At 72.1% G+C, this 11644-nt stretch carries 11 protein-coding genes; 6 read left to right on the forward strand and 5 right to left on the reverse strand.

The genetic code is table 11. The features are described 5' to 3' along the window. Window positions 1-8 precede the first annotated feature (8 nt). Both HGA03_RS03405 and HGA03_RS03410 read right to left on the reverse strand, forming a co-directional pair. Window positions 9-371: a TraR/DksA family transcriptional regulator gene (locus HGA03_RS03405; RefSeq protein ID WP_239073590.1), complete on the reverse strand. Its 363-nt coding sequence runs from the start codon at window positions 369-371 to the stop codon at window positions 9-11. Continuing rightward, the gene (locus HGA03_RS03410; protein ID WP_168628759.1) at window positions 368-1396 is read right to left on the reverse strand and encodes an SHOCT domain-containing protein; all 1029 of its coding nucleotides are present in this window, start codon (window positions 1394-1396) and stop codon (window positions 368-370) included. Before HGA03_RS03410 ends, HGA03_RS03405 begins: the two co-directional genes overlap by 4 nt. A 62-nt stretch (window positions 1397-1458) precedes the next feature. On the opposite strand from HGA03_RS03410, the gene HGA03_RS03415 reads away from it, so the two are divergent. Both HGA03_RS03415 and HGA03_RS03420 read left to right on the forward strand, forming a co-directional pair. Continuing rightward, on the forward strand, window positions 1459-2124 hold the full coding sequence (locus HGA03_RS03415; RefSeq protein WP_168628760.1) for a TetR/AcrR family transcriptional regulator: 666 nt from the start codon (window positions 1459-1461) through the stop codon (window positions 2122-2124). Window positions 2125-2334: 210 nt separating this feature from the next. Beyond that, window positions 2335-4245 carry an RCC1 domain-containing protein gene (locus tag HGA03_RS03420; protein WP_168628761.1) on the forward strand — a complete coding sequence of 637 codons (1911 nt, stop codon included), beginning with the start codon at window positions 2335-2337 and terminating at the stop codon, window positions 4243-4245. A gap of 89 nt (window positions 4246-4334) precedes the next feature. On the opposite strand, the gene HGA03_RS03425 is transcribed toward HGA03_RS03420, so the two are convergent. Then, on the reverse strand, window positions 4335-6911 hold the full coding sequence (locus tag HGA03_RS03425; protein ID WP_168628762.1) for an MMPL family transporter: 2577 nt from the start codon (window positions 6909-6911) through the stop codon (window positions 4335-4337). A 167-nt stretch (window positions 6912-7078) separates the two neighbouring features. Here HGA03_RS03425 and HGA03_RS03430 point away from each other — a divergent pair, with 167 nt between their 5' ends. Continuing rightward, window positions 7079-8263 carry a pyridoxal phosphate-dependent aminotransferase gene (locus tag HGA03_RS03430; RefSeq protein WP_168628763.1) on the forward strand — a complete coding sequence of 395 codons (1185 nt, stop codon included), beginning with the start codon at window positions 7079-7081 and terminating at the stop codon, window positions 8261-8263. Between the two features lie 12 nt (window positions 8264-8275). On the opposite strand, the gene HGA03_RS03435 is transcribed toward HGA03_RS03430, so the two are convergent. Next, complete coding sequence (locus HGA03_RS03435; protein ID WP_168628764.1) at window positions 8276-8794, reverse strand: O-acetyl-ADP-ribose deacetylase; 519 nt, start codon at window positions 8792-8794, stop codon at window positions 8276-8278. 318 nt (window positions 8795-9112) lie between these two features. Between HGA03_RS03435 and HGA03_RS03440 the strand changes: the two genes are divergently transcribed. Both HGA03_RS03440 and HGA03_RS03445 read left to right on the forward strand, forming a co-directional pair. Further along, a complete protein-coding gene (locus HGA03_RS03440) occupies window positions 9113-9355 on the forward strand; it encodes a helix-turn-helix domain-containing protein (RefSeq protein WP_168628765.1) in 243 nt (80 codons plus the stop codon). Window positions 9356-9596: 241 nt separating this feature from the next. Further along, the gene (locus tag HGA03_RS03445) at window positions 9597-10271 is read left to right on the forward strand and encodes a hypothetical protein (protein WP_168628766.1); all 675 of its coding nucleotides are present in this window, start codon (window positions 9597-9599) and stop codon (window positions 10269-10271) included. A gap of 257 nt (window positions 10272-10528) precedes the next feature. Here the strand turns inward: HGA03_RS03445 and HGA03_RS03450 are convergent, their stop codons facing one another. After that, window positions 10529-11029, reverse strand: a complete 501-nt coding sequence (locus HGA03_RS03450; protein ID WP_168628767.1) for a hypothetical protein — start codon at window positions 11027-11029, stop codon at window positions 10529-10531. Window positions 11030-11095: 66 nt separating this feature from the next. Here HGA03_RS03450 and HGA03_RS03455 point away from each other — a divergent pair, with 66 nt between their 5' ends. Next, a complete protein-coding gene (locus HGA03_RS03455) occupies window positions 11096-11341 on the forward strand; it encodes a hypothetical protein (protein ID WP_168628768.1) in 246 nt (81 codons plus the stop codon). Window positions 11342-11644 lie beyond the last annotated feature (303 nt).

The raw sequence follows: 11644 nt of genomic DNA on the forward strand, positions 1-11644 counted from the left end.
CAGCGAGTCTAGGACCGGCCCGGCGACCGCCCCGCGCACTCCCGGCAGGTCCGCACCGTGGGCAGCGCGCGCAGCCGGTCGTCGGCGATCGGGCCGCCGCAGCGCTCGCACACCTGGTACTCGCCGCGCTCCAGTCGCCGCTCGGCCAGGTCCACGTCGGCCAGGGTCTGGCGCAGCCGTCCGGCCAGCACATCGAGCATCCCGCGCTCGTAGGCGATGGTCGAGCCCTCCGGGTCGTGCTCGTCGTCGGTGGCGGACTCCCGGGCCGCGGAGACCACGGCGGCCCGCTCGGCGGAGGTCCCGGCCAGGCGGTGCTCGGCCTCCCGCCGGCGCTCGGCCAGCAGGGCGCGCACCTCCGCCGGCTCGATCACCGGCGCAGCACCGCCGACTTGGCCGCGCTGAACTCCGCGTCGGACAGGGCGCCGGTGCGGTGCAGCTCGGCCAGTCGCTCCAGGGCGGCCGTGACGTCGGTGATCGTCTCGGTGCTGCCGGTGCTGGTCGTGCTGGTCGTGCTGCTGGTGGTGCGGACCGTCCGGGTGCCGTCCGCGTCCACCGTGGTCACGGTGCGAGTGCCGTCCGGGGTCACCGTGGCGATCCGCGAGCCCGCCGGCCCGGTGCTGGTGGTGGTCCGGGTGCCGTCCGGACCGACGCTCATGGTGGTGCGGTCGCTGCGGTCGTCGTCTCCGGGCAGCGGGAGCATCCGGCGCACGGCGGCCGACTGGGCGTCCCGCTGCTTCGCCAGCAGCGGCGCCACCGGCATGGTCACCCGCAGCCGGTCCGGGTCGGTGGGGCTGACCGGGTCGTAGTACACCCGGGGCGGTCGCCGGAAGGCATCCCGCGGCACCCGGGTCTGCACGCGGTACCGGTTGCCGGCCGCGTCGGCGAAGTGCAGGGTCGCGGTCGGTCCGTCCTGGTCGTTCCGGTAGTCGGTCACCCGGCCCCAGGTCCCGGTGCGACCGAGCAGCACCCAGTACCAGGAGGACCGGCGCAGTTCGCGGATCACGGCGACGACGGCCACCACCAGCGCCACCGCGGCAACTGCACCGACCGCGATCAGCCACCCCTGCACCGAGTCGGCGGTGACCAGCCGCTGGTCGATCGCCGACCGCCAGCCGAGCAGGGCGGATCCCGCGCCGAGCAGCACCAGCAGCGGCGCGGCGGCGGTGCGCAGCGAGCGGGTGAGCAGCACTCCGGACAGCACCAGCGCCAGGATGCCCAGGATCGGGGCGGCGCCGGCGAGGTCGTTCGTGCCGCAGGTGCTCACCGCGCACTCCCACTCGACCAGCGAGGCGTCCCGGGCACCGAGGTACTCCAGCCAGGCACCGGTGCCCGCCAGGCCGAGGCCCAGCACGGTGGACACCGGAGTGGCGGAGCGCAGCGGATCGGAGGAGGACATGTCGCCATTGTGCCCGCCCGGCCCGAAATGGATGACCGGTATCAGGTTGCTAGGCTCGGCGGGTGCCCACCGACCCGGAACCGACGCAGGACGACCCCCGTCCGCTGCGTGCCGACGCGGTCCGGAACCGGGAGCGGATCGTCGCCGCGGCCCGGGAGCTGTACGCCACCCGTGGGCTCGGCGTCGGGCTGAACGAGATCGCCCACCACGCGGGCCTCGGTGTCGGCACCGTCTACCGCCGGTTCCCGGACAAGAAGGACCTGGTCGAGGCCGCGCTGGCCGAACCGCTGCGCGAGATGACCGAGGTCGCCGCCCAGGCGATGCGGGCCGAGCGCGCCTGGGACGGGGTGATCATGCTGATCGAACGTGGCGCGGACCTGCTGACCGCGAACATCGGACTGCGGGATGTCGCCCTCACCATGGACGAGACCCGGCTGGACCTCGGCGACCGGTTGGAGGACTTCGCCCGGATCGGCTGCGAGCTGATGGACCGGGCCCGGGCCGAGGGCGATCTGCGACCGGGCGCGACCAACGACGACCTGGGCCTGATCCTGTGGATGGTCACCGAACTCGCCACCCACTCCCAGGACACCCGCCCCGACGCCTACCGCCGCTACCTGCGACTGCTGATCGACGGGCTGCGCAACACCCCCGGCACCGGCATGCTGGAACCGGCGCTGACCTCCGAGGAGATCGGCGCGATCGCGCAACACTGGGCCACACACTGAGCGGGAGCACTCAGGAACTGGGTAGCCCGCTCAACCCGAGTGGCCCGGATCACGGCAGACCACTCAACTCCGGCCGACGACGCCGGACCACATACTCATCCACACTCACTTCGGTGCTAAGGGCGCGTCGGGCGACGTTCACAGTGGACGCCGCGTGACCGCCTCCGGACAGGGGACCCGGTCCCCGTCGTCTGGAAGGACTCACCGCACATGCCTGCCCCGTCACTGTTCCGCCGTGCCACCGTCGCGGCGATCGCCCTCGGCCTGACTGCGGCCGGTGCCGGTCTGGCCCACGCTGCCCCGACCCCGGACGGCGGCCCCACTGCCGGGGGCACCGTGGTCGGTGACGTGCTGCCCGGCTTCGCCTTCACCGAAGTCTCGGCCGGCGGGGCATTCTCGGTCGCCCTCGGCCAGGACGGACTGCTGTACAGCTGGGGGCAGGACGCCCAGGGACAGCTCGGCAACGGTGCGGCCGACACTGCCGCCCACACCGTCCCCGCTCCGGTGGACACCCCGAGCGGAGTCACCTTCACCCAGGTGGTCGCCGGGAACGAACACGCACTCGCGCTCGGGTCGGACGGGGTGCTCTACGCCTGGGGCGACAACGTCGACGGACAGCTCGGCAATGGCACCCTGACCGACTCCCCGTCGCCCACTCCGGTCTTGTTGCCCCCGGGAAGCACGGTCACCGCACTGGCGGCCGGCTACCGGCACTCCGCCGCCCTGCTGTCCGACGGCACCCTGCTGATGTGGGGCGCCAACGCGAGCGGGCAGCTCGGTTCGGGCACCTTCATCCGGTCCAGCACGCCGCTGCCGGTGTCGATGCCCCCGGGCGTGGGCGTGACCACCCTCACGGCGGGCAGCAGCCAGGGGAGCCACATGCTGGTGATCGGCACCGACGGCCAGACCTACGGCTGGGGCAGCAACGGCAGCGGGCAGGTCGGCACCGGGTCTCTGGGCGGGGTGGAGTACCTGCCGGTGCTGGTGCAGGCGCCGGCCGGGGTGCGATTCGTCCAGGTCACAGCCGGGTGGTGGCACTCCCTGGCGATCGCCGACGACGGCACCCTGTGGTCCTGGGGCGCCAACGCGGACGGCCAGCTCGGCACCGGCACCGTTCTCACCCGCTACGCCCCCGGCCCGGTCTCCGCCGACCCCGCCCTCCGGTTCACCACGATCACCTCCAGCATCGACACCTCCGCCGCGCTCAGCACCGACGGAGTGGTGTACAGCTGGGGGAACCCGTTCTACGGCGTGATCGGTGACGGCTCCGGGCAGACCAGCCCTGACGTGCGCGTCCCGACCCCCGCACAGTTGCCGGCCGGGACCCGGATCACCGCGCTACGCCAGGGCGGCGTGCAGGTCAACGCGATCGCCGACGACGGCACGTTCTACTCCTGGGGCACCGGCCCCGGCCTCGGCCTCGGCGGCGCGGTCACCGATCGCGCCCCGACGCCCACCGTGCAGCCGGTGGACCTCACCGTCGACCAGGTGACCTTCGGCGGCGTGCCCGGCACCGCGGTTGCCCCGACCGCCGGCGGCTGGACCGCCACCACCCCGGGCGGGTGCGGACCGGTGGACGTCACCGTCGGCTACCGGGTATTCGGTGGCCCGGTGCAGCAGCAGACCACCCCGGACGGCTTCAGCTACGGCACGCTGCCGGCAATCGTCGACCAGCCCGAATCGGTGCAGGTCGGCGCCAGGGGCTCGGCCACCGTGAGCGTCACGGTCACCGGTGACGACGCGCCCACCATCCAGTGGCAGTCCCGCACCGGCACCGGCCCGTGGACCGACCTGGCCGGCGAGACCGCGGACAGCCTGACCGTGACCCCGGCCGCCACCGAGGACGTCCGGGCCGTGGTGACCAACTGCCTCGGCAGCGTGACCAGCGACGCCGCGACGCTCACGGTCGCCGCCGGGCCGGGCACCCCGACCCCCACGCCGACCCCCGCCACCCCGGCAGGACCGGCAGGACCGGCTGGCACGACGCCCGCCGACCCGGGCTCGACCGGCGTGCGGACGCTGGCGATCACCGGTGGCGAGGCCGCCGGGATCGCCGGGATCGCCGCCCTGCTGACCGCCGCCGGGACGCTGCTGGTGCTCGGCCGCCGCCGGGCCCACTGACCGGCACCGACACTGGCCGCACCGATCGCGGGCTGAGACACGACGGAGGCCGGTGACCATTGCGGTCACCGGCCTCCGTCGTGCCTGACTCAGGCCTTGTGCGACGGTCCCTCACCGGGGTGGTCGGCGGGCGACGGCGCGTCCACCGGTGCCGCGGTCGCGTGCGCCCCGGCGACCTCGGCCGGACCGGCGTGGTGCGCCCGCTCCAGCTTGGCGCCCTCGACGTCGACGTTCGGCAGGATCCGGTCCAGCCACTTCGGCAGCCACCAGGCCTTCTCCCCGAACAGGTGCATCAGGGCCGGCATCACCAGCATCCGGATCACGAAGGCGTCCACCAGCACCCCGAACGCCAGGCCGAAGCCCATCGGCCGGATCATCGCGGTGTGCGAGAAGATGAATCCGCCGAAGACGCTGATCATGATGATCGCGGCCGCGGTGACCACCGCGCGACCGGCCCGGACACCCTCGGTGACCGCCAGCCGTGCCGAGGAGCCGTGGGCGTAGGCCTCGCGCATCCCGGAGGTCAGGAACAGCTGGTAGTCCATCGCCAGCCCGAACAGCACGCCGATCAGGATGGTCGGTAGGAAGCTCAGCACCGGCCCCGGTTCGTGCACCGAGAACACCGAGCCCAGCCAGCCCCACTGGTAGATCGCGGTCACGCCGCCGAAGGCCGCGAACACCGACAGCACGAAGCCGAGGGTCGCGATCAGCGGCACCACGATCGACCGGAACACCAGGATCAGGATGATCAGGGACAGCCCGATCACCACCGTCAGGTAGAGCGGCAGCACATCGGCCAGCTTCTCCGAGATGTCGATGCTGCCGGAGGCCACACCGGCCACCCCGAGCGAGTCGGTGGCGCCGGTCGGCGTCAGGTCCCGCAGGGCGTGCACCAGACTCTCGGTGGACTCGGAGGTGCCGCCGTCCACCGGGATCACCTGGAACGCCAGCATGGTGCCGGAGTCGGACGCCCCGACCGGGACCACCGCGGCGACGTCGTCCTCGGCCATGATCTGGCCGCCGATGCTCGCCTGCAGGTGGGTCAGTGCGGCCTCGTCCTGGCCGGGCTCGACGTCGGCGACCACCAGCAGCGGGCCGTTGATCCCGGCGCCGAACTTCTCCGCGGTGATGGTGTACGCCCGGTACTGGGTGCTGTCCGGGGTCTCCTGCGACCCGTCCGGCAGGCCGAGCCGCATGCCCAGCGCCGGCAGCGCGATGATCGCCAGCGCGGCCAGTCCGCCGACCACCCGGAGCACCGCGGACCCGGTGGACATCGGCTTCAGGCCGGAGCGGACCGGCACCGGCTCGGCGTCACGGTGCTTCTTGGGCAGCACCCGCTTGCCGGCCAGGCCGAGCAGCGCCGGGGTCAGGGTGATGGCGACCAGCACCGCGATCGCCACCGACGCGGCGGCGACCGAGCCCATCAGGCCCAGGAACGGGATGCCGGTGACGTTGAGCGCCAGCAGCGCGATCAGCACGGTCGCCCCGGCGAAGACCACCGCGTTGCCGGAGGTGCCGTTCGCCAGCCCGATCGACTCGTGGATCTCGGCGCCCTCCCGGAGCTGACGGCGGTGCCGGTTCAGGATGAACAGCGAGTAGTCGATGCCGACCGCCAGCCCGAGCATCACGCCCAGGATCGGGGTGACCGACATCATCTCGACCGTGCCGGACAGCGCCAGGGCGCCGAGCGCGCTCACCCCGACGCCGATCAGCGCGGTGATCAGCGGCAGACCGGCGGCGATCAGGGTGCCGAGCATGATGAACAGCACGATCGCGGCGACCGCGACACCGATCACCTCGGCGATGCCGCCGATGCTGGGCACCCCGGCGGCCAGATCGGAGGACATGTCCACGTTCACGCCCGCGATGTCGGCGCCGCTCGCGGTGTCCTCGACCTGCTCCTTGATCTCGGTCGGGACCTCCATCAGCGGCTTCTCGAAGGAGACGGTCGCGACCGCCGCGGAGCCGTCCTCGGAGACCGTGCGGTACCCGGCGGCCATGTCCAGCAGCGCCTGGCCGTCCTCGACCTGCGGCGCACCGGCCTCGATCTCGGAGCCGGCGGCGGTCAGCGCCTCCTGCTGGGTGTTCAGCTCGGCCTGCTGCGCGTCGAGCTGCGCCTGCTGGGCGTCCAACTGCGCCAGGGTGGCGGCGTCCGCACCGGCTGCCTCGGCGGCGGCCCGGGCCTGGTCCAGCTGCTCCTGACCGGCGGCGATCTGGGCCTGGCCGGCGTCGATCTGCGCCTGGCCCTGCTCGATCTGCTCCCGGCCCTGGTCGATCTGCTGCTGCCCCTGGGCAAGCTGGTCGGCCTGCTCCTGGCGCTGGGCCTCGGTGGCGAACGGATCGACCGCGGCGGAGACCCCGTCGATCTGGCCGATCTCGGTCAGGGTGTCGCTGATCGCCTGCTGCTGCTCGGCGGTGAAGGCGGAGCCGTCCTCGGTGCTGAACACCAGGGTGCCGGAACCACCGCTGGCCGCCGCGAAGTCCGCCGACAGCTTGTCGGTGACCTCGGAGGTCGGGGTGTTGGGGATGTCCACCGTGGAACTGAGCGTCCCGCCCCAGGTCAGATAGGACCCTGCCGCGACCGCCAGGGCGAGCAGCCACCCGACGATCACGACCCAGGCCCGCCGGGCGGAGAACCGGCCCAGCCGGTAGAGCAGCTCTGCCATAACGTCCTTCGTTCGTGTGAGGGGGCGGACCCGCGGCGCGTGCGGTGCGGGACCGTCCGCACCGGTGCGGTCCGGCAAGGGGATGCCGGGTATCCGATTCGGCAGCTTACGTGCCGATGTTGATAACGACCATCCGCTTGGACGGGTTCCCGAGTGTGATCTGGATCATGATCCGACATCTGGCCGACATCCACCGGCGATACCGTGCCCGGGTGCCCCGGATCGCCAGCCATGCCGCCACCGTCCCCGCCTCCGGCATCCGCCGGGTGACCGAACTCGCCTGGTCCACCCCCGGCGCGATCGTGCTCAGCGTCGGCGAACCGGACCTGCCGACCGCGCCGCACATCCTGGCCGCGGCCCGGGACGCGCTCGACCGGGACGACACCCGGTACACCCCCAACGGCGGCATCCCCGCACTGCGGGACGCGGTCGCCGCCGGGCTGGGCCCGGTGCACGCGCTGCCGGTGCGGCGGGACAACGTCTGGGTCACCGCCGGTGGCGCCCAGGCCCTGCACCTGGCGCTCAGCCTCACCGTCGGCGCCGGGGACGAGGTGCTGGTGCCGGACCCCGGGTACCCGCCGTTCAGCATGGCCGCCCACCTGCTCCAGGCCACACCCCGGCCGTACCCGCTGCACCCGGAGCGCGGCTTCCTGCCCGGCCCGGCCGACGTCGCCGCTGCGATCACCGACCGCACCCGGCTGCTGGTGCTGAACTCCCCGTCCAACCCGCTGGGCACCACCTTGCCGGACCCCCTGGTCGCCGAGCTGGTCGCGCTGGCCCGCGCCCACGACCTGTGGCTGCTCTCCGACGAGTGCTACGCCGCCTTCGCCGACGGCCCGCACGTCCCGCCGGGCGCCCACGACACCGACGGCCGGGTGCTCACCCTGCACACCTTCAGCAAGGACCACGCCATGACCGGGATGCGGGTCGGCGCCCTGATCGTGCCGGACCAGCTGGCCCCGCTGATGCCCACCGTCCAGGAGGCGATCGTCTCCTGCGTGAACAGCCCGGCCCAGTACGCCGCCCTGGCCGCCCTCACCGGCCCGCAGGACGACGTGCACACCGCACGCGCCACCTACGCCGCCCACCGCGAGCTGGCCACCGCCGTGCTCGACCGCCTGGGCATCCCGTACCTGGCCGCGGCCGGCGGGCTCTACCTGTGGGCCGACCTGTCCCACGCCACCGGCGGCGACGTGGCCGCATTCTGCGAGGACCTGGTGCTGACGCGCGGGGTGGCCGTCGCGCCCGGATCGGCCTTCGGCGCGCGCGGCGAGGGGTGGATCCGGGTGTCGCTGACCGCCTCGGCGGCGGACCTGCGGGAGGGTCTGGGGCGGCTGCCGGCGCGGCGCTGACCCCGGGCCCGATCAGCCGACGGGGTCCAGCGCGGCGCGGAACTCGTCCAGCACCGCGGCCGAGAACAGCACGAACCGCACCAGCTCCACCCCGTCACCGTCCCACCCGCGCACCGCGGCCACCGCCTCCCGGGCCACGTCGCCCGCCGCCCAGCCGTACACCCCCGCCGACACCGCCGGCATCGCCACGGTGCGCGCCCCGACCCGCGCCGCCTCATCCAGGCTGCGGCTGAAGCAGCTGCGCAGCAGTGCCGGGTCGGTCTGGCCCCGGTGCGCGTTCGGCCCGACGGTATGGATCACCCACCGGCACGGCAGTTCCCCGGCCCCGGTCGCCACCGCTTCCCCCACCGGCAGCCCGTCCGGCAGCGCGCTCCGGCGCAGCTCCCGGCACTCGGCCAGCAACTGCGGGCCCGCCGCCGCGTGGATCGCCCCGTCCACCCCACCGCCGCCGAGCAGCGAGGAGTTGGCGGCGTTCACGATCGCGTCGACCCGCTGTGTGGTGATGTCCCCCAGGACTGCCTCGATCCGCATCCGCCCACCGTGCCAGACATGACGATGCCCGTCGCCAGGAGGGGGGTCCGGCGACAGGCACCGTCGTTCGATGGCGGACCCGGGACCGGCACCGGCCGTGCCCCGCGATCCGGGTGTGACCAACGGGGAACTCGGCCCCGCGGTGACGGCATCTCGCCGTGATGGGCGCGACGGGCCGCGCGGATCCCGCCGTTCGCCTGTGCGTCCCGCTGCCGATGCGGCACCGGTCGGATCAGGGTACGTCCGCACGGGGGGCGGTGGCGGGTGCCGTGCTACATCTGTGTCGCATCGCAGCAATGCCACAGTACCGTGGCATCCATGACCCACGCCCGCCTGCTGCCGGCCCGGTCGCTACCCCTGCTGGGGGAGGCGATCAAGACACTGCGCCGGGAACAGGGCCTGACCCAGGCCGAGCTCGCGCGCGCCGCCGACGTCTCCCGTCGTTGGGTCGGGGAGGTCGAGGCCGGTACCCGCACCGGGGCGGAGCTCGCACGAGCGCTCCGCGTGCTCGATGCCCTCGGCGCTTCCCTCATGATCCGCGACGACCGGGACGGCTCGTGAGCCCACGCCAGCTCGGCTGGCGAGGGCCGCAGAACCGCCACCAGTGACAACGTAGGCTCCTGCCCACAGCGTGGGGCTGAAAGGTGGCGGAGTCGAGCCCAGGAAATGCCAATGGCCCGCCGGTCGAGCCGGACGGACCATCGGACGAGCTGTAACGAAGAACCTGTCTCCGCTTTCGAGAAGGAGTGTACGCGAGGTGACGAGCGGTACTCAACGCCTGCGCCCGATGGAGGCAGCACGCGTGCGGTACATCACGGACCTGCGACTCGCTCCGTTCCTTCGCGAGTCGAACGGTGACACCGGCCGGGCTCTGCGCCTCTATTCGTGGAACATCGAGATGTCGGGTGCCGCCTACGAGGTACTGCACCGCTTCGAGGTTCTACTGCGCAACGCGATCGACCCCTGCTTGTGCGCCTGGAACACGACCGAGGTCTCCCGGACGACTGGAGAGCCGCACGCGGCTGACTGGCTCCTGGACCCAGCACCTCTCTTGGAACGGCTCGCGCATCGCGCGCTCGAGCAGGCTGTGCCCCGCGCAGCTCAGGCGGTCGCCAACCGTCCGAACACCACCCCACTCCACGCTGACGTGCTCGCCCAGACGTCATTCGGCACGTGGCGCTACCTGCTCCCCGATCGCGATGCCGGGCGACAGCTTCTGTGGCGCGATGCCGTCGTCGACGCCTTCCCACACCTCCCGGCAGACAAGAACGGCGGGGACGTCACCCGCGCGGTCGACCTCGTCTACCAGTTGCGCAACCGCGTCGCGCACCTTGAGCCACTCCTGGAGGTGCGGAAGGTGAGGAGTCAGATCGACGCTGCGTACGACGTGGCCGGATGGATCGATCCGGAGATGCGTTCGTGGCTGACCAGCGCCCAGCGCGTGACCGCGATGTTCAAGGCTCGTCTTCGGATCTGAGCCGGCGCGCGGGCCGTCCGGTCTCAACGCTCGACTGCTCCTCGGACGGCCGCTTGCGCTCCCGCGATGCATGAACACTGCATTGGCGGAGGGCAAAGGGATTCGAACCCTTGAGCACGGGGTCACCGCACTAACGGTTTTCAAGGGCGACGACAGAACGCGTTGATGCTGGTCGAGGGCCTGGCAAGGCGTCCCGCGCTGCCGATTGACAACCGCTTAACAACCACGGGTTCTGATACATGCTCACGCGCGTCGGGTCAATACTTGTCGGTGGACTCCCTAAGTGTGTCGTGCATCGACGGCAGCCGGTCGGCCAGTCCGGACAGTCGATCAGCGAGTTCGAAGAGGTCTTCCTTGCTCCGCACGCGGGCCCCGCCCTTGAGCCTCGTGAGCGACACGACGCGGCTGATCGGCGGCTCCTCGCCCATACGGATCCAGTCCTCGTCGAGGATGTCTGACGTCACGGACGCGAAGCTGTGCATCAGTTCCCCTCGCTCGTTCAGCGCGGTTTCGGCGGCCGCGGCCCACCCCTCGATGGTTCGTGCTGCCTCGGTCCCGGCCATCTCGGCAAGTGCGGGGCTCCGTTTGATCGCGCTCACCTTGTCCTTGGCGCTGCCCCGGTAGTCGACGTTCCCGCCTGTGGCGAGCGCGCGGACGACAGCGAGCGCGAACTCGACGCGCGTCGCGGAGAGCGCGATGAGCCCGATCGGTTCCAGCAGTGGGCGAACTAGGGGGTCGAGGTCATTCAGAGCGCTCATGGCTCATGTTCATAGCAGCTTGACTCGCCCACCTGGCGCTATCCGCGGGTCGAACGTGATGCCAGAATGGTCGCCGTCGCTTGGCTGAGCCCGGTCTCCGGGTCCATGGCAGCGGCTGCCGTAGTCATCGCGATCATCTGCAACCTGCTCGAAGCCCGGCTCCCCCACCAAGAGGTCCGCTCGGACCGGCAGAGGAGCAAGGAATCGGGGGTGGTGCCTATGGTCAGGCGCATCTGGGTTGATCTCACTCGCGTGGTCACCGTCGTTGCCGGCTCGATCGCGACTGGCGTGGCAGCGGCTGCACTGGGCTGAGCCCAGCGGCCCGCCATGTCAGATCGCGCAGATGGGCGCGGGACCGCGTGTTCGTGCTCGCGTATCGTGGTACGTGCCCGAGGCAGAAGCCGAGGGAAGTCGAAGGCTCTAGACCCGTCCAAACGGTCGTGGCGCTCGCGCCTTACGTATGTCCGGCGTCAGACGTCGATGACCTCGAGGATCAGCGAAATGGCACGCCGACGGAAGTCACCACCGCGTGCGTACGCCCACCGAAGTCGCGAACCTCGAAGGTAAGCGTTTGGTCGCGGGTTCGAGTCCCGTCGGCTCCACGCGTGGGGCCCC

The sequence above is a fragment of the Cellulomonas denverensis genome, from assembly GCF_012396125.1.
Classification (GTDB): domain Bacteria; phylum Actinomycetota; class Actinomycetes; order Actinomycetales; family Cellulomonadaceae; genus Cellulomonas; species Cellulomonas denverensis.

What these genes read in the sequence shown, in the direction of transcription:
- HGA03_RS03410 (WP_168628759.1), bottom strand. Translation starts at nt 1,396, where the DNA reads ATGTCCTCCTCCGATCCGCTGCGCTCCGCCACTCCGGTGTCCACCGTG.
- HGA03_RS03420 (WP_168628761.1), top strand. Translation starts at nt 2,335, where the DNA reads ATGCCTGCCCCGTCACTGTTCCGCCGTGCCACCGTCGCGGCGATCGCC.
- HGA03_RS03425 (WP_168628762.1), bottom strand. Translation starts at nt 6,911, where the DNA reads ATGGCAGAGCTGCTCTACCGGCTGGGCCGGTTCTCCGCCCGGCGGGCC.
- HGA03_RS03430 (WP_168628763.1), top strand. Translation starts at nt 7,079, where the DNA reads ATGATCCGACATCTGGCCGACATCCACCGGCGATACCGTGCCCGGGTG.
- HGA03_RS03435 (WP_168628764.1), bottom strand. Translation starts at nt 8,794, where the DNA reads ATGCGGATCGAGGCAGTCCTGGGGGACATCACCACACAGCGGGTCGAC.
- HGA03_RS03440 (WP_168628765.1), top strand. Translation starts at nt 9,113, where the DNA reads ATGACCCACGCCCGCCTGCTGCCGGCCCGGTCGCTACCCCTGCTGGGG.
- HGA03_RS03450 (WP_168628767.1), bottom strand. Translation starts at nt 11,029, where the DNA reads ATGAGCGCTCTGAATGACCTCGACCCCCTAGTTCGCCCACTGCTGGAA.
- HGA03_RS03455 (WP_168628768.1), top strand. Translation starts at nt 11,096, where the DNA reads ATGGTCGCCGTCGCTTGGCTGAGCCCGGTCTCCGGGTCCATGGCAGCG.